Raw genomic sequence first — 22,230 nt, 5'->3', positions numbered from 1 at the left:
CTTAAACCTGGTGTTTAAACAGCAGGAGCGGAACCGTGCAATACACAACATTAGGAAAAACGGACCTTAAGGTTTCCCGACTTTGCCTGGGCTGCATGACCTTTGGCGAGCCCGATCGGGGAAACCACGCCTGGACGCTGCCGGAAGAGAGCAGCCGTCCGATTATCAAACGCGCCATCGAGGGCGGCATTAACTTCTTTGACACCGCCAACAGCTACTCAGACGGCAGCAGCGAGGAAATTGTCGGCCGCGCACTGCGCGACTTTGCCCGCCGTGATGACATCGTCGTCGCCACCAAAGTCTACTACCCGGTGGGCGACCTGGCTGAGGGCCTTTCTCGCGCGCAGATCCTGCGCTCCATTGATGACAGCCTCAGACGCCTGAACATGGATTACGTCGATCTGCTGCAAATTCACCGCTGGGATTACAACACGCCAGTCGAGGAGACGCTTGAAGCGCTGAATGATGTGGTCAAAGCCGGTAAAGCACGCTACATCGGCGCATCGTCTATGCACGCGTCGCAGTTTGCCCAGGCGCTGGATCTCCAGGCGCAGCACGGCTGGGCGCGCTTTGTCACCATGCAGGATCACTACAATCTGATCTATCGTGAAGAAGAACGCGAGATGCTGCCGCTATGCCATCAGGAGGGCGTGGCGGTGATCCCGTGGAGCCCGCTGGCTCGAGGCCGCCTGACCCGTCCATGGGGTGAAACCACGGCTCGGCTGGTATCGGATGAAGTGGGAAAAAAACTCTATGGTGGTACAGAAGCCAGCGATGCGCTGATTGCCGAACGTTTAGCCGGGATCGCCGACGATACCGGTGCAACCCGCGCTCAGGTGGCCCTGGCGTGGCTGCTGGGCAAGCGCGGGGTCGCGGCACCGATTATTGGAACGTCGCGGGAAGAACAACTTGATGAGCTGCTGAATGCGGTGGATATCACGCTGACGCCGGAGCAGGTTGCCGAGCTGGAAACACCGTATCAGCCGCATCCGGTGGTGGGGTTTAAGTAAGCCCATCTTTTGTAGGCCGGGTAAGGCGGAGCCGCCACCCGGCAGTACAGCGCGCACAAACTTACGCGAAGTGATCGTATCCTTTCCAGTCCAGCGTAACGGGCGCACCGTCTTTCACAAACTTCAGCCCTTCACTCTCCGGCATGATCTGACCGATGCAGGTAAACTTCGCGCCGAGATGCGCTAACGCCACGTCCAGCGTTCCACGGTTGAGCTCAGGCACCGTGAAGCACAGCTCGTAGTCTTCACCACCGGACAGCGCCCAGCGCAGGGCCTGCTCAGGCTCTACATGGCGAAGCAGTTGCTCCGACAGCGGGAAGAGATCCAGGTCAACGCGCGCGCCCACGCCGCTAGCCTTCAGGATATGCCCGAGATCCGAGATCAGCCCGTCAGAGAGATCGATAGCCGAGCTTGCCCGTTCGCGCAGCGCCTGGCCGTGCAAAATACGCGGCGTTGGCCGCAGATGGCGTTTCACCAGATACGCCGCGTCGTCAGCATCTTCAATCGTTAAACGATTCTGAAGGATCGCCAGCCCTGTCGCGCTGTCGCCCGGCGTACCGGTTACGTAGATCCAGTCGCCCGGTTTTGCGCCTGAGCGCTTCAGCGCGCGGCCGAGCGGCACGTAGCCGTGGATCGCCAGCGTCATCGACAGCGGACCGGCAGTCGTATCGCCGCCAATCAGCTGCATATCGTAATAGCTAAGCTGCTCAAACAGCGCATCGCTAAAGGCTTCCAGCCAGGCTTCATCTACCTCTGGCAGGGTCAGAGCCAGCGTCAGCCACGCGGGATCGGCACCCATCGCCGCCAGATCGCTGACGTTAACCGCCAGGGCTTTATACGCCAGATCGGCAGGATCGATATCCGGTAAGAAATGACGGCCGCACACCAGGGTGTCGGTGCTGATTGCCAGCGTCTGTTTTTCGGGAATATTGAGAAGTGCACAGTCATCGCCAATGCCGGTTTCAACATCAAGACGAGAGGTTCTGACACGGTCGAAATAACGGGCAATCAGGGAGAATTCGCCGCATGCCATACGTTATGCCTCAGCAAATAAAAGAAAAAACCGGAGCCGCATTGCCCGTCAGGCAATGCAGAACTCCGGTTTGCGGATCACTTTTTGTGGGGACGGATCGCAGGTGCTGCTTTATCAAGTACGCCGTTTACAAACTTGTGGCTGTCTTCAGCGCCGAAGGTTTTCGCCAGCTCGATCGCTTCGTTGATGGCCACTTTATACGGCACATCATCACGTTTAGACAGCTCAAACAGCGCGATACGCAACACTGCTTTTTCCACCTGGCCCAGCTCTTCGAGCAGACGGGACAGGTATGGCTTCATCAGGCCATCGAGATACGCGCTATTAGTCGCCACTCCCGACAGCAGTTCGCGGAAGTACAGAACGTCAACGTCTTTTACGTCCTGTTCTGACAGGAACTGGTATTCAACATCAGCGATGTCGTTCTGGGACAACTGCCAGGAGTAAAGTGCCTGGACGGCACATTCACGGGCGCGGCGACGAGCAGCAGGTTTCACGGAATTCCCCTTACAAAAAAATCAGGCCTTGATGGCTTTCAATACATTGATCATTTCAAGCGCGGTCAGTGCAGCTTCTGCACCTTTGTTACCGGCTTTGGTGCCAGCACGTTCGATGGCTTGTTCAATACTTTCGGTGGTCAGCACGCCGAACGCGACAGGAATTTCAGCATCCTGCGCAACGTGTGCCAGACCGTTGCTTGCACCGCCCGCAACGTATTCGAAGTGCGCAGTGCCGCCACGAATAACGGTACCCAGCGCAATCACCGCGTCGTATTTACCGGTTTTCGCCAGCGCGCCTGCCGCCAGTGGCAGTTCGTAAGCGCCTGGAACCCAAACAACGGTAATGTTGTCATCTTTAACCTGGCCGATACGTTTCAGGGCGTCAATCGCACCTTCCAGCAGGCTGTCGTTGATGAAGTTGTTGAAACGCGCAATGGTGATGGCGACGCGAGCGTCCGGGGTAGCTACAGCAGCTTCAATAATGTTCATACTCTTCCTTTACGGGTTCATTTGGCCCCGCAGGGGGGGGGATTTTATCATAATACTTTGCGCACTGCTTCCCTATTTCAGGAGCAATTACGCTGTCGTTAAGTGGAGGCAGACATCCGGGCCTACCGGACGAATCTCGCTAAATTTGAGTTGCGGTGCGTCGGCCAGTTTTTCAAGGCCGGGCAGCACAAACAGGCCGCGCGCGTCGTGACCTAACAGTTTAGGCGCAACGTAAACAATCAGTTCATCCACCAGTCCGGCCTGTAAAAGCGCACCGGCGAGCGTTGGCCCCGCTTCCACCCAGATGCTGTTCACCTGCTGCTTGCCGAGCAGCATCATCAGCACCACCAGATCCAGATGACCGTTATGCTCCGGCACCATAATGCTGCGCACGCCTTCCGGCCATTCGCGCGCATCTTCTTTAGTGCGGGCAATCCAGGTTTCACCCGGCTGCTGCACGATGCGGTGCTCCGGCGTCACGCGGTTCTGGCTATCAATGATAATACGCAGCGGCTGGCGCAGGTTCTCCTGCGGGTACAGCGCCTGGGTATCGGCATTCAGTTCGTCCCAGCGCACGGTCATGGCCGGATCGTCAGCCAGAACGGTTTCACTGCTGGTGAGAATAGCATGGCTTTGCGCGCGAAGACGTTGCACATCGCGCCTTGCCTGTGGTGAGGTTACCCACTGGCTTTCGCCGTTTGCCATCGCCGTACGACCGTCCAGCGAGGCGCCCAGCTTGAGCTGAATATACGGGAACCCCGTGCGCATGCGCTTCAGAAAGCCTTTGTTGATCGCTTCCGCATCCTGCATCATCAGCCCATGGCTGACGTCGATGCCTTCCTGCTGCAGGCGATACAGACCGCGTCCGGCAACCTGCGGATTCGGGTCCTGCATCGATGCGACCACGCGTGAAACGCCTGCCGCGATCAGCGCTTCGCAGCACGGCGGCGTACGCCCGTGATGGCTGCAGGGCTCCAGCGTGACGTAGGCTGTGGCGCCGCGCGCCTTCTCACCCGCCATGCGCAACGCATGAACCTCGGCATGCGGCTCGCCGGCACGATAGTGAAACCCCTCCCCCACGATCTCGCCATCTTTAACGATAACGCACCCGACGTTCGGGTTGGGATGGGTGGTAAAACGACCGCGCTGCGCCAGCTTCATGGCTCGCGCCATGTAAATCTCATCCTGCATGAGCTTAATCCTGTAAGCGGGCGATCTCTTCGCCAAACTCTTTGATGTCTTCGAAGCTGCGGTAGACCGAGGCGAAGCGGATATAGGCAACCTTATCGAGCTTTTTCAGCTGCTCCATCACCAGGTTACCGATCATTTTGCTCGGCACTTCACGCTCACCCAAACCACGAAGGTAAGATTTTATGTGGTTTAACGCCATCTCAACGTCATCCGCGCTGACGGGACGTTTTTCCAGGGCCTTCAGCATCCCGCTGCGCAGTTTCTCTTCGTTAAACGGCTCGCGCACGTCGTTGCTTTTCACCACGCGCGGCATTACCAGCTCTGCAACCTCAAAGGTCGTGAAACGCTCGTTGCACACCAGACACTGCCGACGACGGCGTACGGAGGACCCTTCGCCCACAAGACGAGAGTCGATGACTTTGGTATCCACAGCGGAGCAGAATGGGCAATGCATACGGTATCCCTGTTATGTGGTTAACTAATTTTCATTTTACCCTGATCTGGCCTGACAACAAAGGAAGAGCTTTTTGAGACAAAGGATCTATGTCTGACACGTCGAGTCTGGCTACCATTAAGGCGATCCGTTATTTCAAGGAAATAAACGCAATGACAAGACGTTACCTTAAAATTTTGCTGGTGGGGAGCCTCTTCACCCTTAGCGCCTGTGCACAGCAAACCGAAGTCCGTCAGATGAAACAGAGCGTGAACACGCTCAATGCGGCGATGGACAAACTGAACAAAGAAACGGTGAAGATCACCCAGCAAAACGCGCTAAACGCCAAATCCAGCAGCGGGGTTTATCTGCTGCCGGGAGCGAATACGCCTGCGCGTCTCAATAGTCAGATTGGCACGCTAAAAATGTCTCTGGTGAATGTGGCGGCGAATGCAAATGGTACTCGCGCAACATTACGCATTCAGGGCGAGTCCAACGATCCGTTGCCCGCCTTCAGCGGCACCGTCGAATGGGGACAGATTCAGGGCACCACTGAGAGCTACCAGGAGGTGAATGTTAACAGTCAGCTGTTCACCGCTCCGGCCAGCGTGCTGGCACCAAGCGATGTTGACATTCCGCTGCAGCTTAACGGACTGACTCCGGATCGGTTAGATTTCATCCGCATTCACGATATCCAGCCCGCCGCGCAATAACCCTCCCTTTAGCGGAGTGAAATGTCACTCCGCTAACATTTACATTTCGTATGGATTGGCAACATAAATGATTGCCGCTACAATCCCGCCCGTTTAAAGTACGCAAACGTGAACGCAATCGATTACGCGTGTGAGAGATATGTGAAACAACACATATTTTTGTGAGCAGGGATTCCTATAATAGGCACCGCAGAAACACGAAATATTTAGAAACGCAATTCGCGCATTTTTCACTCCCGGAAGGGAATTTCAATCAGTGGCATGATTATGAAAAAAACATTACTCGCAGCCGGCGCTGTACTGGCACTCTCCTCTTCTTTCACTGTTAACGCAGCGGAAAACGATAAACCACAATACCTCTCCGACTGGTGGCACCAGAGTGTTAACGTGGTCGGCAGCTACCACACGCGTTTCGGACCTCAGATCCGCAACGATACCTACCTGGAGTACGAAGCATTCGCCAAGAAAGACTGGTTTGATTTCTACGGCTATATGGATGCACCGGTCTTCTTCGGCGGTAACTCGCAGGCTAAAGGTATCTGGAACCACGGTTCTCCACTGTTCATGGAGATCGAACCGCGCTTCTCCATCGACAAGCTGACCGGCACAGACCTGAGCTTCGGCCCGTTCAAAGAGTGGTACTTCGCGAACAACTATATCTACGACATGGGCCGCAACGAGTCCGGTCGTCAGAGCACCTGGTATATGGGTCTGGGTACCGACGTTGACACCGGCCTGCCAATGAGCCTGTCCCTGAACGTGTACGCGAAATACCAGTGGCAGAACTACGGTGCCGAAAACCAGAATGAGTGGGATGGCTACCGTTTCAAAGTGAAATACTTTGTGCCAATCACTCAGCTGTGGGGCGGTAACCTGAGCTATATCGGCTTCACCAACTTCGACTGGGGTTCAGAGCTGGGCGATAAGAGCGGTTACGCAGAGAACGGTATCAAGCAGCGTACCAACAATTCCATCGCCTCAAGCCACATTCTGGCGCTGAACTACGATCACTGGCACTACTCTGTTGTTGCGCGTTACTGGCACAACGGCGGTCAGTGGAACGACGACGCGAAACTGGTATGGATGAACGAAAACGTCCGTTCTACCGGTTGGGGTGGCTACCTGGTTGTAGGTTATAACTTCTAACCTGTTCGGGACTGTGCGGGCTGATGCCCTCACCCTGACCCTCTCCCACAGGGAGAGGGAACAAATACAAAAAACGGCAACATTCGTTGCCGTTTTACTTTTACCTCGCCGCCGGGCAAAAAAAGCCAGCTCAAGAGCTGGCTTTTTACTGCTTAACCTTCCGCAAAAAATCCGCCAGCGATCTGTCCGCACTCTCGCTAAACCGCCTCTCCGTCTGCACAATATTGAGACAGCGGTCGAGCCGGAAACAGCGATAGTCGTCGCGCCGTTCGCACCACGCCGCCAGCAGCCAGCGCTCCCCCCAGAAGAACAAGCCCAGCGGCTGAACCTCGCGCTTTGAGAGCTGTCCGGCTTCATCACGGTAATGCAGCGCCAGCACGCGCTGGGCGGAAATCGCCTGATGGATCATGTCAAAATCGCTGCGGGAGTGGCTTTGCATGCAAAAATCCGGGGCGTAGATCCGCGTCTGCTCTGCCTTTCGACGACTCTCCTCGGACAGGATAGCCAGCACCTTCTCCTGAGCCGACTCCAGCTCGCGCGAAAGCGATTCCCCTCCCCAGGTTTTGAGCAGGCGAATCGCGACGATCAGCGCCTCTGACTCCTTATTAGTCAGCATCAGCGGCGGCAGGTCAAAACCCGACATCAGCCGATATCCGCTCCCCGCCTCACCTTCCACCGGCACGCCGGAAAGCGACAGATCGCGGATATCGCGGTAGACCGTGCGCTCGGACACGCCAAGCCGGTCCGCCAGATGCGCTGCCGTTGTCAGACGCCTGCCCCGCAGGATCTGCACAATCTGAAACAAACGGTCAGCGCGTCGGGTCATATCTTATTCCGCTTTCAGGCAGGTTGATGGAGGCCGACGCGGTTACCCTCGCTGTCGGTAAACAATGCGATAGTACCAATGCCATGCGGCAGTTCCAGCGGGCCAAACACGCACTCGCCGCCCGCGGAGGCGATGCGATCGAGCGTGGCCGCCAGATTGTCAGTATGCAGGTAAATAATAGCGCCCTGCAAAGACGGTGTAACGCCGTCAAATTTTGCCAGCGCCCCACCGGTATACGGATCCTCATGCGGGAAAACGGCCAGCTCCGCACAGTCCATTTTCTCGCGACGCAGCGCGAGCTGCATCACCGGTTCATAAAATTTGATGGCGCGATCCATATCCGAGACCGGAATTTCAAACCAGTTAATGACGCTTTTCATATATTCTCCTGCCAGTTGTTTGGGTTCAGAAGAAGTCTACGACAGGGCTCCTGACAGCATACTGTCAGGAGTGTTTGTCAGGAGCAGATAAAAAAAATCCCGGTCAACAGACCGGGATTTCGATAACGCGCTAAACCTCGCCTTACGGCAGAATGGACGGCTGATCCGCCCCTTCTTTCTCGACTTTCTGCTGGAGCAGGTGCTCACGCTTCATGCCGAGTTTCAGTGCCAGAGCGGATGCGACGTAGATAGACGACGCCGTACCGATGGTGACACCAATCAGCATGGTCAGCGAGAAGCCTTCCAGTACCGGACCACCGAAGAGGAACAGCATCAGAATCACCATCAAAGTGGTACCGGATGTGATCAAGGTACGGTGCAGCGTCTGGGTCAACGACACGTTAAAGATTTCGTACGGCGTACCGCGACGGATCTTACGGAAGTTTTCACGGATACGGTCAGATACCACGATACTGTCGTTCAGTGAGTAACCGATAACGGACATCAGGGATGCCACAATCGTCAGGTCAATCTCAATGTGGAACAGCGACAGTATGCCCATGGTGATCACCACGTCGTGCGCCAGAGCGATAACCACACCGGCCGCCAGTCGCCACTCAAAGCGGAAACCGACGTACACCAGGATGGAGATCAGCGCTACCAGCAGCGCCATCGCACCGGTCTGCGCCAGGTCAGCACCCACGCTTGGGCCGACGAACTCAATACGCTTGACCGCCGCGTTCTGGCTGGTTGTTTCGTTAATCACGCTAACAACCTTACTGCCCAGCTCCTGGCTGCCGTTGGCATCGTGCACCGGCGGCATACGCACCATGATGTCGCGGCTGCTGCCGAAGTTCTGCAGCAGCGGCTCTTCAAAGCCCGCTTTCTGCAGCGATTCGCGCATCTGGTCCATATCGACCGGTTTTTCCAGGGAGATCTCGATGACCGTACCGCCGGTGAAATCCAGACCCCAGTTAAAGCCTTTCACGCTCATAATGCCGATGGACAGAATCAGCAGGAAACCTGAAATGCCGAAGGCCCAGTAGTCCCAGCGCATAAAGTCCCAGACTTTACGGCCGTGGTTCAATTGTTCAACAGTATATTCCTGTGCCACAACGCACTCCTCAGATAGACAGCTTTTTGACGCGCTTGCCGCCGTACAGCAGGTTCACGATGGCACGGGTGCCGACAATAGCGGTAAACATTGACGTTGCGACACCGATACCGGTTGTAATCGCAAAGCCTTTGATCGCGCCAGTACCCACTGCATACAGGATAAGAACCTTAATCAGTGTTGTTACGTTCGCATCGAAGATGGAGCTGAACGCGCCTTTATAGCCTTCGTCAATCGCCTGCTGAACAGAGCGACCGTTGCTCAACTCTTCTTTGATACGTTCGTTAATCAGTACGTTGGCGTCGACCGCCACCGCAAGGGTAAGAACGATACCAGCAATGCCCGGCATGGTCAGCGTCGCCCCCGGCAGCAGGGACATAATGCCGATGATAAGCACCAGGTTGGCGATCAGCGCGGAGGTCGCAATCAGACCAAACTTCTTATAGAAGAAGATCATGAAGAGGATTGAGACCACCAGACCGGCCAGACACGCTTCCAGACCCTGCTGGATGTTTTGCATACCCAGAGTTGGACCAATGGTACGTTCTTCAACAATCTGAATTGGCGCAATCAGCGCACCGGCACGCAGCAGCAGGGAGAGCTGACGCGCTTCGTTCGGGTTGTTGATACCGGTAATACGGAAGCTGTTACCCAGACGAGACTGGATGTTGGCGATGTTAATCACCTCTTCCTCTTTCACCAGCACCGCACGACCGTTTGCATCTTTCTTGCCGCTGTCTTTGTACTCCACGAACAGGGTCGCCATCGGTTTGCCGATGTTGTCCTTGGTGAAGTTAGACATGATGTTACCACCCGCGCTATCCAGCGAGATGTTAACCTGCGGCTGGTTGTATTCGTCCTGGCTCGAGGTGGAGTCGGTGATGTGGTCACCGGTCAGAATCACGCGTTTGTACAGCACAACTGGCTGACCTTCGCGGGTCTGTTTCACTTCGGAGTCACCCGGAATACGCCCTGCGGCGGCAGCGGACTGATCGACGTTGGAGTTCACCAGACGGAATTCCAGGGTTGCAGTCGCACCCAGAATCTCTTTCGCACGCGCGGTATCCTGGATACCCGGCAGTTCAACCACGATACGGTCAGCACCCTGACGCTGTACCAGCGGCTCAGCCACGCCCAGCTGGTTTACACGGTTACGCAGAATGTTGATGTTCTGCTGAACGGCATATTCACGCGCTTCTTTCAGACGCGCATCGGTCATCACCGCGCGCAGCTGGTTGCTGCCCTGAGAGGTGATCACCAGGTCACGGTGACGTTGGGTCAGGTAATCTACAGCCTGATCGCGCGCCGCGCTGTCGCGGAACGTGATGCTCATGCCGTAGTTATCTTCTTTACGCACGGTGGTGTAAGCGATGCCTTTATCACGCAGATCGCTGCGCAGGCTGTCGATATTCTGTTCCTGCAGCTTGCCAAGCGCGGTATCCATATCCACTTCCATCAGGAAGTGAACGCCGCCACGCAGGTCAAGACCGAGTTTCATTGGCTCTGCTTTCATCGCAGCCAGCCAACGCGGGGTTGCAGGGGCAAGGTTAAGCGCCACGACGTATTTGTCACCCAGCACGCCCATCAGCGCTTCGCGAGCGCGGAGCTGCGTGTCGGTGGTGTCGAAGCGAGCAAGAATTGCACCCTCTTCCAGAGCCACAGACTTAGCGGTAATTTTTTCTTCTTGTAACGTTTTCTGGACCTGGATCAGCGTTTGCTCACTGGCGGCAACACCGCGCGCGCCAGTGATTTGAACAGCCGGATCCTCACCATACAGGTTGGGAAGCGCGTACAGCAGGCCGACGAGAATCACGACGACCAGCATGATGTACTTCCACAAAGGATAACGGTTTAACACGGCAGTTCCCTTTGGGAAAAGTTGGGATTACAGCGCCTTCATGGTGCCTTTCGGCAGAACGGCAGCTACGAAGTCACGTTTGATGACCACTTCAGTGGTGTCGTTCAGGGCGATAGCAATGTAGCCGTTTTCAGCCACTTTGGTTACGCGACCCACCAGACCACCGTTAGTCAGTACTTCATCGCCTTTGGCAATGGAGTTCATCAGGTTTTTGTGCTCTTTGGTGCGCTTCTGCTGTGGACGCAGGATCATGAAGTAGAAGATCAGACCGAACACAACCAGCATCAGAATCAGAGACATCGGGCTGCCCTGCGCTGGAGCACCTGTTGCCGCTACCGCATCAGAAATAAAAAAGCTCATTCAAATTCCCTCATTATTAAAATTAATCAACGTTCAACGGTGGAACATCCCGCCCCTGACGTTGGTAGAAATCGGTCACGAAGCTCTCTAATTTACCCTCTTCGATAGCCTTACGTAAACCAGCCATTAAGCGCTGATAATAACGAAGATTATGAATGGTATTGAGACGCGCGCCCAAAATCTCGTTGCAACGATCGAGATGATGCAGATACGCGCGAGAATAATTGCGACAGGTATAGCAATCGCACTCGGAATCGAGCGGGCTGGTGTCACTCTTATGCTTCGCGTTACGGATTTTCACCACGCCATCGGTAACGAACAAATGGCCGTTACGCGCGTTGCGGGTTGGCATGACGCAGTCGAACATATCAATGCCGCGGCGTACGCCTTCAACCAGATCTTCTGGTTTACCCACGCCCATCAGGTATCGTGGTTTATCCGCCGGGATTTGCGGGCAGACATGCTCCAGAATGCGGTGCATGTCTTCCTTCGGCTCACCCACAGCCAAACCGCCGACAGCGTAGCCATCAAAACCTATCTCTACCAGACCTTTAACAGAGATATCGCGTAAATCTTCGTAAACGCTGCCCTGGATAATGCCGAACAGCGCATTTTTGTTCTGCAGGGAGTCAAAACGGTCACGGCTACGCTTCGCCCAGCGCAGAGACATCTCCATGGAGCGTTTTGCGTAATCCCAGTCGGCCGGATACGGCGTACATTCGTCGAAGATCATCACGATGTCAGAGCCGAGATCGTACTGAATCTCCATCGATTTTTCGGGATCGAGGAAAATCGGATCGCCGTTGATCGGGTTACGGAAGTGTACGCCCTGCTCGGTGATCTTGCGGATATCGCCCAGGCTGAAGACCTGGAAGCCGCCGGAGTCGGTCAGGATTGGGCCTTTCCACTGCATGAAATCGTGCAGGTCGCCGTGGAGCTTCATGATCTCCTGACCCGGACGCAGCCACAGGTGGAAGGTGTTGCCGAGGATAATCTGTGCGCCAGTGGCTTCTACTTCTTCCGGCGTCATCCCTTTTACGGTGCCGTAAGTGCCCACAGGCATAAACGCGGGGGTTTCCACCACGCCGCGATCAAACACCAGGCGACCGCGACGCGCGCGGCCATCGGTGGTATCGAGTTCAAATTTCATTTTTTCTCCGACGTCAGAAAAACAGTCCAACGTTGTAAAACGGTGCCGCGGACTTATTCCCCGACACGCTCATTCAAAGCCAGCGGATTGTACGTGATAAACATCGCGTCCCCGTAGCTAAAAAAGCGATATTTTTGTTCTACCGCAGACTTGTAGGCCGCCATCGTGTTCTGATAACCGGCAAATGCCGACACCAGCATAATCAACGTCGATTCAGGCAGATGGAAGTTGGTCACCAGCGCGTCAATCACTTTGTACTGATAGCCCGGGTAGATAAAGATCTGCGTATCGCCAAAGAACGGCTCGATAAGATTGCGCTTCGCCGCCTGCGCGGCGCTCTCGAGTGAGCGCACGGACGTTGTACCGACCGCCACGACGCGGCTACCGCGCGCTTTCGCCGCCAGCACCGCGTCCACAACATCCTGAGGCACTTCAGCATACTCAGAGTGCATGATGTGATCTTCAATGCTGTCCACGCGCACCGGCTGGAAGGTTCCCGCGCCGACGTGCAGCGTCACGAACGCCATCTCCACGCCCTTCGCGCGCAGTTTCTCCAGCAGCGGCTCATCAAAATGCAGGCCCGCGGTCGGCGCAGCGACGGCGCCAGGCTTCTGGCTGTAGACGGTCTGGTACAGCTCGCGGTCGGCCTCTTCGTCCGGACGCTCAATATACGGCGGCAGCGGCATGTGGCCGATGGCGTTCAGGATATCGAGCACCGTGCGTTCGTCATCGAACGCCACCTCAAACAGCGCATCGTGGCGCGCGGTCATGGTCGCTTTGATGCTCTCATCATCGCCCAGCAGCAGTTCAGCGCCCGGCTTCGGCGCCTTAGACGCGCGAATATGTGCCAGAATACGTTTATCATCGAGCATACGTTCGACCAGCACTTCAATCTTGCCGCCGCTGGCTTTACGGCCAAACAGGCGCGCCGGGATCACGCGGGTATTATTAAAGACCAGCAGATCGCCAGGGTTGAGCTTGTCGAGCAAATCGGTGAAAGTACCGTGCGTCAGCTCGCCCGTAGGCCCATCCAGTGACAGTAAGCGACAGCTGCTGCGCTCAGGCATGGGATAGTGAGCAATCAGGGATTCAGGTAGTTCAAAGGAGAAATCGGCGACGCGCATGACGTATACTCGTGACTTAAAAACAGGCGGCATAGTCTAGTGCTCACACCCTTTTGCTGCAACAACTAGCCGCCCCCGGACAAATAAAACGCATGAATTTTCTCGCTCACCTGCATCTCGCTCATCTCGCTGACAGCTCCCTGTCCGGCAATTTGCTGGCCGATTTCGTACGCGGCAACCCGGCTGAGGACTATTCCCCGGAGGTTGTCGACGGGATTTTTATGCACCGCCGCATCGACGTGCTTACTGATAAGCTGCCGGAAGTGACGGAAGCCAAAGCGTGGTTTCGCCCTGAAACGCGCCGCGTTGCGCCGATCACGCTCGACGTGATGTGGGATCACTTTCTGTCGCGCCACTGGGAACAGCTGTCGCCGGAGATGCCCTTGCCGGCGTTTGTGCGCTATGCCCACCAGCAGGTGTCGATCATTCTGCCCGACTCGCCGCCGCGCTTTGTGAATCTGAATAACTACCTGTGGTCGGAACGCTGGCTGGAGCGCTATCGCGAGATGGATTTCATCCAGAACGTGCTGAACGGGATGGCGAGCCGCCGACCGCGACTGGATGCGCTGCGGGATTCCTGGTATGACCTGGATGAACATTACGATGCCCTGGAAGCGCGTTTCTGGCAGTTTTACCCGCGGATGATGGTGCAGGCGAAAAACAAACAGCTCTGACAGAATTCACATTGATAGGTAAAAGCTGGCGGAACGATTGTCACCACCTCTTTGTCTTATCCATGAACACTCTCTATACTGGCTCGCGTTGCGTTCCAAATAACCTTAGTATCTACAGGAGAATCATATGGTTCTGGTAACTCGTCCGGCTCCGGATTTTACAGCTGCAGCAGTTCTGGGCAACGGTGAAATCGTTGAAAACTTCAACTTCAAACAGCACACCAACGGTAAAGCGACCGTTCTGTTCTTCTGGCCAATGGACTTCACTTTCGTTTGCCCGTCTGAGCTGATTGCCTTCGACAAACGTTATGAAGAATTCCAGAAGCGTGGCGTGGAAGTTGTTGGCGTCTCCTTCGACTCTGAATTTGTACACAACGCATGGCGTAACACCCCTGTCGACAAAGGCGGCATCGGTCCGGTGAAATACGCAATGGTTGCGGACATCAAACGCGAAATCCAGCAGGCTTACGGTATAGAACATCCGGACGCTGGCGTTGCGCTGCGTGGTTCCTTCCTGATCGACGCAAACGGCATCGTTCGTCACCAGGTTGTGAACGATCTGCCGCTGGGTCGTAACATCGACGAAATGCTGCGCATGGTTGACGCGCTGCAGTTCCACGAAGAGCACGGCGAAGTGTGCCCGGCTCAGTGGGAAAAAGGTAAAGAAGGCATGAACGCGTCTCCAGACGGCGTGGCTAAATACCTGTCTGAGAACGTATCCAGCCTGTAATCGGCACGGTTTACGAAAAAGGCCCGCTTATGCGGGCCTTTTTTTATGCCTTACGCTGCGTCTCTCGCCAGATGCGCCAGGCCATGCCCGCCAGCAGAATCACTCCCGCAATCAGCACGCCCCATACCAGCAGCGTGTTCATCCTGCTCTCCCGCTCGGCCGCAGAGGTAGCGGTCAGACGCTCCTGGCCGCCTAATGCGACATCATCCAGCATGTCGGCCTGCGGCAGGTTCGCCATATCATAAGTCTTGCGCAGGTCGGCCGGGATCAGCATGCCGGGCTCCACGCTGGCAGGCTTCGCGGCGCCGTTGCCCCAGGCGAGCACGTACGGCGCTTTCCCCTGCGCGTTGAACACCAGGTCATAGCGGTCGCGATGTCCCGTGACGCCCGGCAGGTATTCTGGCAGACGCGCATTCAGCGTCGTGATTTTCACGGCCTGCACCAGCCCCCCGTTAAGCGAAACCGGTGGCGACGTTTTTCCCTCAAGACGGTAAAGGACCTCTTTCTTCAGAGGATGCCATGCGTCTTTTTCCGTACTCCGCCACGCGATCTCCACGGGAAGGACGCCATCGCCATTCAGTGAGAGGCTGACAGCACTCAGCGGCTGCGGGCGCGCCCAGTGCCACTGTGCTTCGCTTGTCGATAGCTGCTCCACTTCGCCCTCAAGGTCGACCGCTTCGGGGGCTGCCTGCGCAGGTGCGCTGATTGCGTTTACGCCGGTCAAGGTTATCCCCTGTCTCTGCGCATTCAGCACCACCATGAGATAGCGATTCGCATCGGGAGATAAAACCGTATCGGTATCGATCCGATCGAGCTTAAGACGATCCTGACCGCTGATGACGTCCAGCAATGGCATATCCTCGCGCAGGGTATACCAGCGCTTAAGATCCTCGCTGTAATAGACCGACGCCGTTCCCTGCCACGGCGTCTGCGGGGTATTCCAGAGCAGCTGCAGCTGGGATATAGCGATCTCGCCCGTCGCCTGTTCCGGCAGGGTCAGCAGATAATGTTGCCCGGCTGCGGCGGCTTTTTGCCCCTCCAGCACAATCTCAACGCCGCTTCCGGAACGAAGCAGGATCTTATCGCTATCACCGGATCCTTGCGAAGCCGCTAGCGGCGAGGCGTCCAGCGGGAAGAGGCGCAGCGCGGTGGATTGCGCTGGCGTCTGCGGACGCGTCGCGCTGACCAGGCTGAAGGGAACCGCCTCGCCCGACTGGTTAAAGACGCGGACATCATGCAGATCCGGCGACGTGCTTTGCTCATAGACGGCGAGCGGCAGCATCACCCGATACCACTGGGAAGGAACAGACGTATCCAGTGAAAGACCAAAAGCATAGTCCCGGGGCGATTCCGTTTGTCCCTCGTCGCAGAACGCCGGGCCGGAAAGCGCCAGCAGTGCGGTACAGGCTACCGCTTTCATCCATTTCATTTTTCATCTCCTGTTTTGGGCGGTAGCGGTGAGAAATACCCCACGATCAGAACCAGTATCGCCACGCCGATAAACGCCACCGCGCGCGACAAACCGCCTCCGCCCGCGCTGTCCACCAGCATCAGTTTAACCATCACCACGCCCAGCAGCGCGGCACCGCAGAGCCACTCCTGCCGGGAAGCCCGACGGGTGGCATGGATCATGACCACCAGCGCGCTCAGCATCCAGAACAGGGCAAAACTGGTCTGGATAAGCCGCGAATCCCACAGCGATGCCATATTCCAGGCCACGTCGCCGTACCAGGCCAGGGCGCGCATCAGCGCACCGTTAAGCCACCAGAAGCCAAACGCCATCATCGCGACGGCAGGCCACGGGCGGGCCTGCAAGAGCCACGCCGGGTAGTAGCGATCCACCGCCCGATAAAAGACCACCAGCCCCAGCAATGCGAACGCCGCGCCTTCCTCAAGCGGGTTTATCAGCGGCAGCCAGGTCTGGCGATAGACCACGCCGTCCTGGAAATTGGTCACCACCAGCAGTACCAGCAGCGCCACGACCACGGGGATCGGAGCCAGGCAGGCGTAGAGCGCAGGCCACTCCCGGAACGGCCACCCGCGACGCCGTACGGCTGCAGAGAGCCCCATAATCACCCCGCCGCCTGCTGCCATCGCCAGTCCGCTGCCCCAGGCCGCCATGCCCCACGGCAATGAACGGGCAAACCAGTAAAGCTCCGCGGCCAGCGCCAGCAAAATCATCCAGAACAGCGACAAATGCAGCCCCATCGCGATGCGCGGCAGGAGTCTTTCACCGTCGCGCCGCAGCAGCATCAGCGCGGCAGGAAGCGCAACGCACCAGGCGAGATTTGACCAGCCGGCGGCAACGATCTGCTGGTGCCAGAGCTGATAACCCACCATCAGCAGCATAACCGGCCACAGCAGCCATTTGCTGGCATCCAGCTCCCGCCACGCCAGACGAGCCGCCGCCTGCCGCCAGCCCCAGACCGACGCCGCCGTCAGCGCCAGCACGCCCGCCAGAATGGGTAATTCCTTCGTCAGTGCCAGCCGCGATGCGCCCAATAGCGCCACGAGCCAGAGCAGCAGCCCACCTGCCAGCAGCGCCCGGCTGACCGGCAGAAAGAGAGTCCGCCACAGCCAGGCCGCAGCCAGCCAGCAAAGGCTGAGGATGGTGAAGATCAGCAGCAGGCTAAGGGACGTAACGCCGTTCGTCTGCGCCCACAGCGCGCTGCCGAGCGCCAGCACCAGCAGCGCCGTCCCGCTATAGCACATGCGACGCTGGTGCTGCTGTACGCCCAGCCAGAGGATACCCAGCCCTTCCAGCGCCCAGGCCATCGCCGTCCAGCGCGCCGACAGCGCCAGCGGAATGGCGAGCGTGGCAAATCCGCCGCCGATTGCCAGCGCCGCCATGACCAGCGGTCGTCCGATGGAGGGATAGCGCCGCAGCGCAAGGAACGCGAGGGTAAGATAAAATGCGCCGTATCCCAGCGCGCTCAGGGCCGGGCCATACTCCCAGTGCCGGGTCATGCCGTACTGCATCCCGAAACCGATCAGCGGCGGGGCAAACAGCAACACGCCGTCGATAATCTGCTTCCCTTTCTCCTGCGCCCGCAGCGACAGCGCCACGCTCAGGACGCCGAATATCAGCGTATTGGCAATCAGGAACAGCTGGCAGATCCAATAGTCTTCAGGCTGGTAGTCATTCAGCCCCCACAGGCCGCCCACACCGAACGTAAACAGCAGCCCGAGCAGGTTCAGCTCGCGCCAGTGCTGCCAGATGCTGATAGCGAGAATCCCGATGGAAAGCAGGAGATAGAATGAGAACAGCGCCACAAAGCTGCCGCCCCCGGTGGACAACAGCAGCGGCGCAAGATACCCGCCGAGGCTCGCCAGCATGGCCAGGCTCAGCGCTTTCTGCAACACGGCCAGCCCAACGCTCGCGGCGCAAATCACCACCAGAAGCGCAAAGGCCAGCGTCATCGGCAGCATTTGCCAGAGCCGGAATGCGCCAAACACCGTCAGGTAGAGCACGCCGGTCGCCCCGCCCTGGAGGATCAGCGCATAGACACGCTGCTTATACCGCAGCCGCCACCCCACCGCCAGCAGAACGATGGCAAACAGCGCCGTTGCCACGAGGCGCAGCTCAAGCGGGAACAGGGAATGTTCAACGGTATAGCGCAACAGGAATGAAAGACCGAGGAAAAGCAGCAGGATCCCAAGCTTCGCCAGCGGATTACCCTGCATAAACCAGCGCGCCAGCGACGTCAGGATACCGCCAAAGGCAGAAGGCTGTTTTGCCGCAGGCGTCGGGGCCGGAGCGGGTTCTGCCACGGCTGCGGGAGTATCGGAACGCCAGGGGTCGACAGGCGCGGGAGCGTCTTCAACCACCGGCGCGGTCACAGCCACTGGCGCGGTAGGCTGCACGGGCTCCGGCGCGCTTTCAGGTACGTCGCGCTGCTCAAGCGCCTCAATGCGCTGGCGTAGCCGGGCGATCTCCTGTCGCGCCGCCGTACTTCGATTAAACCCAATAACCGCAAGCACGGGCGCAACCACCAGCGCAAAAACCAGGAACAAACAGCCAAGGATGTAAAGCTCGTCCATGTTTCCACCTTCACCGTAAACGATCCGTTAAGATTGACACAAATAGTTGCATTTGCGCCATCTTAAAAGGTGGAAACATTAACAGGTCTTAACTGCCGAACCAGATCGTCGCGGATACCGCAGGCAGCGCCAGCACGCCGTCCTGTATCGTCGCCTTGCCCTCTTTATTCTTCCACGCAGCCACCTTCAGCAGCGGTGAATCATCCAGCACCACTTCGCAGGCCTCGCCCCGGTTGATCGCCACGAGCACGCGCTGCTGGTTATAGACGCGAGCAAACACCACGACGTTATCGTGCGCATAGACCACCTGACAGCCGCCGTAGCGCAGGGCAAGACTCTGCTTACGCAGCTTCGCCAGCCGCTGATACAGGCTGAACAGCACCTTGTCATGCTTCTCTGGCTCCCACGGGAAGGTTTTACGGCAGAACGGATCGTTGTTGCCGTCCAGCCCCACTTCGTCTCCATAATAGATGCACGGCACGCCCGGCCAGGTGAAGAGCCAGGTCACCGCCAGCGGCAGACGCGCCACATCCTTGCCGAGCAGGGATTTAAAGCGGGCGGTATCGTGACTATCGAGCTGGTTGAACATCCGCAGCTGCTGCTGATGGGACAGACCGGCGCGATAGTTCTCCATCCACCCCATGCAGGTTTCAGCGTCGATATGATTCGGATCGTAGGAGATGTCGGTGTTAGCGAGGAATCCCCACAGCGGGAAGGTAAAGCCGCGATAGTTCATCGCCGCATCTTCCGCATCGTTCTGCAGCCACTGGCGCGCGTCGCCAAAGTGCTCGCCAAAGACGAACGCCTCCGGCTGGGCCGCTTTCGCCGAGCGCGTAATCCCGGCGACGTGCTGAAGGTTATTCCGCGCTCCGCCGGCTTCACCGAGCATATGCACCACGTCCAGCCGCCAGCCGTCCATATTCCACGGCGCCTTCAGCCAGTGACGGACGATGCTGTCTTCGCCGCCGTAGATTTCATTCACGAGCGTTGGCGACTGGAAATCCAGCTTCGGCAGGCTCGCGTAGCCCAGCCAGTCCAGCGCGCGGCCCTCCTCGTTAAAGCTGTACCAGTCGCGCTGCGGCGAGTCCGGGTTATGACACGCCCCGCCCATCGACTGGTTATGGCGGTCAAACCAGGCGTGCGAATCTCCACTGTGGTTGAACACGCCGTCCAGAATCAGGCGCATGCCTTCGTTTTGAGTGTTCTTACGCAGGCGCAGCAGCGCCTCGTCACCACCAAACTGTTCGTCAACGTGGCGATAATCTTCGGTATCGTATTTGTGCACGCTCGGGGCTTTAAACACCGGGTTGAGATACAGCGCCGTCACGCCGAGCTTTTTCAGGTACGGCAGCTTTTCGCTGATGCCGTCGAGAGCGCCGCCGTAAAAAGTGGATCCACCCGCCTGCGCGGTTAACGGCTCGTCCCACGCTTTCAGGATAATGTCGTGGCCCGCCGCATGGTGGTGATAGATCTTATCCTGGTCGGCGGTGCGTTTTTCGCTGCGCGCAAAACGGTCCGGGAAAATCTGGTAAAACACCTGATCGTTAACCCACTGCGGGCCGTTATCCGGGTAATCGACCGCAAACTGCTCCAGCCGTGCGGGCGGGAAACGGCTAAACCCCTGCGGGGTAAACCACAGCTGGCGGTTATTCCACAAAAGCTTAAAGCTGTAACGGCGGCGCGGCTGCCCGCTATTCAGGTCGATATTCGCCCGCCACGCCGTGATCCCCGGCTGCGGCTGGCTGCGCAGCTTGTGCATTTTCAGGCCGGTCTCTTCGTTATCTATTTCGGCGCGGAGCGTCACGCGTTCAGGCTGATTTTCCCCCGCCAGCCAGAGCGTAATCACAAGGTTGTCTTTGTTTTGCTTAACAAATGGGGCAACCGGAAGGTGCCAGGCGTTTAACATCACGAATCCCCTCTGATGAAATTGACGTCACCTTGCCACAGGGTGGTTAAGGATAGCTCATCACGTTCGGGATTATTGGGGGAGGAGAAAGGAGGATGAGGCAAAATTCCCTCTCCCAAGGGGAGAGGGGAAAAGGATATTACTGCGCTTCCGCCAGCTGACGGTCACGGCGGCATTTAAACACCCACCCCACCAGCAGCAGGACGATCCACGCGCAGCCCACGTACAGGGAAATGCGGGTATCCGGATGGTAGCCAATCAGGGCAATGATAAACACCAGGAAGATCAGCCCGACGACGGTCGTCGCAACGCCGCCCGGTACTTTGAACTTCAGCGCTTTCGCCTCATCCGGCGACAGACGACGGCGGAACGCAATCTGCGACAGCAGGATCATAATCCACACCCACACCGTCGCGAAGGTCGCCAGCGATGCGATCACCAGGAAGACGTTCTCCGGCATGATGTAGTTCAGGTAAACCGAGAACAGCAGCGCCCCGGTCATCACCACAACGGTTACCCACGGCGTGCCGCGGCGTGAAGTTTTGGCGAACACCTTCGGCGCACTGCCCTGCTCCGCCATGCCGTGCAGCATACGGCCCACGCCAAAGACGTCACTGTTGATCGCGGAGAGTGACGCGGTGAGCACCACAAAGTTCAGAATGCTGGCCGCAAAGGCGATTCCCATATGCTGGAAGGTCAGAACAAACGGGCTACCGTTGGTGCCGACCTGATTCCACGGGTAGATGGACATAATCACGAACAGCGTGCCCACGTAGAACACCAGAATACGCATCGGCACCGAGTTGATGGCGCGCGGAATGGATTTCTCCGGATCTTTCGCTTCACCGGCGGTAATACCGATAATCTCGATGCCGCCGTAGGCGAACATCACCATCTGCAGCGACATGACCATCCCGAGCCAGCCGTTGCTGAAGAAGCCACCGTTGCTCCAGAGGTTATGGATGCCGGTCGGCTGCCCGCCGTTGCCGATTCCCCAGATGATGATGCCGAAACCGGCCACGATCATGATGATGATGGTGGCGACCTTGAAGAAGGAGAACCAGAATTCGAGCTCGCCGAACACCTTCACGCTCATCAGGTTGACGGCGCAAATGATCAGCACCACGCTCAGCACCCAAATCCAGTGCGGCACCGCCGGGAACCAGACGCCCATATAGATGCCAAACGCCGTCACGTCGGCAATCGCCACAATCAGGATTTCAAAGCAGTAGGTCCAGCCGGTGATAAACCCGGCCAGCGGGCCGAGGTTTTCCTGCGCGTAGCGGGAGAAGGAGCTGGCGGACGGGTTGTGAACCGACATTTCGCCGAGGGCGCGCATGATGATATACGCCGCCACGCCGCCGATGATGTACGCCAGCAGAACGCTGGGACCGGCCATTTTGATGGCATCTGCCGAGCCATAAAAAAGACCGGTGCCGATAGCAGAGCCCAGCGCCATAAAGCGGATGTGGCGCGTGCTCAATCCACGTTTAAGTTTGTTAGTGCTTTCCATTTAAATCTTGCCATTCAACACGAAAAAAACAAAAAACCA

General features: G+C 57.4%; 21 protein-coding genes. 5 read left to right on the top strand and 16 right to left on the bottom strand.

The window, feature by feature from the left end; translation table 11 throughout:
- The first annotated feature begins 35 nt into the window (after nucleotides 1-35).
- Complete coding sequence (locus tag HB664_RS07965; RefSeq protein ID WP_219940586.1) at nucleotides 36-1,010, top strand: aldo/keto reductase; 975 nt, start codon at nucleotides 36-38, stop codon at nucleotides 1,008-1,010.
- Nucleotides 1,011-1,071: 61 nt separating this feature from the next.
- On the opposite strand, the gene thiL is transcribed toward HB664_RS07965, so the two are convergent.
- From thiL to nrdR, 5 genes are all read right to left on the bottom strand, one after another.
- Nucleotides 1,072-2,043 carry a thiamine-phosphate kinase gene (gene thiL / locus HB664_RS07960; protein ID WP_219940585.1) on the bottom strand — a complete coding sequence of 324 codons (972 nt, stop codon included), beginning with the start codon at nucleotides 2,041-2,043 and terminating at the stop codon, nucleotides 1,072-1,074.
- 77 nt (nucleotides 2,044-2,120) lie between these two features.
- Nucleotides 2,121-2,540: a transcription antitermination factor NusB gene (gene nusB, locus HB664_RS07955; protein WP_006809908.1), complete on the bottom strand. Its 420-nt coding sequence runs from the start codon at nucleotides 2,538-2,540 to the stop codon at nucleotides 2,121-2,123.
- A gap of 21 nt (nucleotides 2,541-2,561) precedes the next feature.
- Nucleotides 2,562-3,032 (bottom strand): 6,7-dimethyl-8-ribityllumazine synthase, encoded by a 471-nt coding sequence (gene ribE, locus HB664_RS07950; RefSeq protein WP_006176874.1) that lies wholly within the window; start codon nucleotides 3,030-3,032, stop codon nucleotides 2,562-2,564.
- Nucleotides 3,033-3,119: 87 nt separating this feature from the next.
- Nucleotides 3,120-4,223, bottom strand: coding sequence for a bifunctional diaminohydroxyphosphoribosylaminopyrimidine deaminase/5-amino-6-(5-phosphoribosylamino)uracil reductase RibD (ribD, locus tag HB664_RS07945; RefSeq protein WP_039263923.1), 1,104 nt, complete (start codon nucleotides 4,221-4,223; stop codon nucleotides 3,120-3,122).
- A 4-nt stretch (nucleotides 4,224-4,227) separates the two neighbouring features.
- Nucleotides 4,228-4,677: a transcriptional regulator NrdR gene (gene nrdR, locus HB664_RS07940; RefSeq protein WP_008503337.1), complete on the bottom strand. Its 450-nt coding sequence runs from the start codon at nucleotides 4,675-4,677 to the stop codon at nucleotides 4,228-4,230.
- A 152-nt stretch (nucleotides 4,678-4,829) separates the two neighbouring features.
- Here nrdR and HB664_RS07935 point away from each other — a divergent pair, with 152 nt between their 5' ends.
- Both HB664_RS07935 and HB664_RS07930 read left to right on the top strand, forming a co-directional pair.
- Complete coding sequence (locus tag HB664_RS07935) at nucleotides 4,830-5,369, top strand: DUF3251 domain-containing protein (RefSeq protein WP_048978949.1); 540 nt, start codon at nucleotides 4,830-4,832, stop codon at nucleotides 5,367-5,369.
- Nucleotides 5,370-5,636: 267 nt separating this feature from the next.
- The gene (locus HB664_RS07930; protein ID WP_039264090.1) at nucleotides 5,637-6,515 is read left to right on the top strand and encodes a nucleoside-specific channel-forming protein Tsx; all 879 of its coding nucleotides are present in this window, start codon (nucleotides 5,637-5,639) and stop codon (nucleotides 6,513-6,515) included.
- 145 nt (nucleotides 6,516-6,660) lie between these two features.
- Here the strand turns inward: HB664_RS07930 and HB664_RS07925 are convergent, their stop codons facing one another.
- The 7 genes from HB664_RS07925 to queA all read right to left on the bottom strand — a co-directional run bounded on the left by HB664_RS07925 (nucleotide 6,661) and on the right by queA (nucleotide 13,327).
- Nucleotides 6,661-7,341 (bottom strand): YafY family protein, encoded by a 681-nt coding sequence (locus HB664_RS07925; RefSeq protein WP_219940584.1) that lies wholly within the window; start codon nucleotides 7,339-7,341, stop codon nucleotides 6,661-6,663.
- 14 nt (nucleotides 7,342-7,355) lie between these two features.
- On the bottom strand, nucleotides 7,356-7,721 hold the full coding sequence (locus HB664_RS07920; RefSeq protein ID WP_219940583.1) for a VOC family protein: 366 nt from the start codon (nucleotides 7,719-7,721) through the stop codon (nucleotides 7,356-7,358).
- Nucleotides 7,722-7,863: 142 nt separating this feature from the next.
- A complete protein-coding gene (gene secF, locus HB664_RS07915) occupies nucleotides 7,864-8,835 on the bottom strand; it encodes a protein translocase subunit SecF (protein ID WP_033144760.1) in 972 nt (323 codons plus the stop codon).
- 10 nt (nucleotides 8,836-8,845) lie between these two features.
- Nucleotides 8,846-10,693, bottom strand: a complete 1,848-nt coding sequence (secD, locus tag HB664_RS07910; protein WP_071884810.1) for a protein translocase subunit SecD — start codon at nucleotides 10,691-10,693, stop codon at nucleotides 8,846-8,848.
- A 27-nt stretch (nucleotides 10,694-10,720) separates the two neighbouring features.
- Nucleotides 10,721-11,053: a preprotein translocase subunit YajC gene (gene yajC / locus HB664_RS07905; protein WP_003859109.1), complete on the bottom strand. Its 333-nt coding sequence runs from the start codon at nucleotides 11,051-11,053 to the stop codon at nucleotides 10,721-10,723.
- Nucleotides 11,054-11,075: 22 nt separating this feature from the next.
- Complete coding sequence (gene tgt / locus HB664_RS07900; protein WP_003859110.1) at nucleotides 11,076-12,203, bottom strand: tRNA guanosine(34) transglycosylase Tgt; 1,128 nt, start codon at nucleotides 12,201-12,203, stop codon at nucleotides 11,076-11,078.
- A gap of 53 nt (nucleotides 12,204-12,256) precedes the next feature.
- Nucleotides 12,257-13,327 (bottom strand): tRNA preQ1(34) S-adenosylmethionine ribosyltransferase-isomerase QueA, encoded by a 1,071-nt coding sequence (queA, locus tag HB664_RS07895; RefSeq protein ID WP_039263914.1) that lies wholly within the window; start codon nucleotides 13,325-13,327, stop codon nucleotides 12,257-12,259.
- A gap of 92 nt (nucleotides 13,328-13,419) precedes the next feature.
- On the opposite strand from queA, the gene acpH reads away from it, so the two are divergent.
- Together acpH and HB664_RS07885 are read left to right on the top strand one after the other, a co-directional pair.
- The gene (gene acpH, locus HB664_RS07890) at nucleotides 13,420-14,001 is read left to right on the top strand and encodes an ACP phosphodiesterase (protein WP_029741678.1); all 582 of its coding nucleotides are present in this window, start codon (nucleotides 13,420-13,422) and stop codon (nucleotides 13,999-14,001) included.
- Nucleotides 14,002-14,128: 127 nt separating this feature from the next.
- Nucleotides 14,129-14,731, top strand: coding sequence for a peroxiredoxin (locus tag HB664_RS07885; RefSeq protein WP_219940582.1), 603 nt, complete (start codon nucleotides 14,129-14,131; stop codon nucleotides 14,729-14,731).
- Nucleotides 14,732-14,774: 43 nt separating this feature from the next.
- Here HB664_RS07885 and HB664_RS07880 read toward each other — a convergent pair whose 3' ends face one another.
- From HB664_RS07880 to proY, 4 genes are all read right to left on the bottom strand, one after another.
- A complete protein-coding gene (locus tag HB664_RS07880) occupies nucleotides 14,775-16,160 on the bottom strand; it encodes a DUF3999 domain-containing protein (RefSeq protein ID WP_219940581.1) in 1,386 nt (461 codons plus the stop codon).
- Nucleotides 16,157-18,772, bottom strand: coding sequence for a DUF2339 domain-containing protein (locus tag HB664_RS07875; RefSeq protein WP_219940580.1), 2,616 nt, complete (start codon nucleotides 18,770-18,772; stop codon nucleotides 16,157-16,159). Before HB664_RS07875 ends, HB664_RS07880 begins: the two co-directional genes overlap by 4 nt.
- An 88-nt stretch (nucleotides 18,773-18,860) precedes the next feature.
- Complete coding sequence (gene malZ / locus HB664_RS07870) at nucleotides 18,861-20,678, bottom strand: maltodextrin glucosidase (RefSeq protein WP_219940579.1); 1,818 nt, start codon at nucleotides 20,676-20,678, stop codon at nucleotides 18,861-18,863.
- 139 nt (nucleotides 20,679-20,817) lie between these two features.
- Nucleotides 20,818-22,191, bottom strand: coding sequence for a proline-specific permease ProY (gene proY / locus HB664_RS07865; RefSeq protein WP_219940578.1), 1,374 nt, complete (start codon nucleotides 22,189-22,191; stop codon nucleotides 20,818-20,820).
- Nucleotides 22,192-22,230 lie beyond the last annotated feature (39 nt).

The organism is Enterobacter sp. DNB-S2, from assembly GCF_019443845.1.
GTDB lineage: Bacteria > Pseudomonadota > Gammaproteobacteria > Enterobacterales > Enterobacteriaceae > Enterobacter > Enterobacter asburiae_B.
The sequence above is the reverse complement of the archived record's forward strand: the minus strand, read 5'-3'. Positions and strand labels throughout refer to the sequence as shown.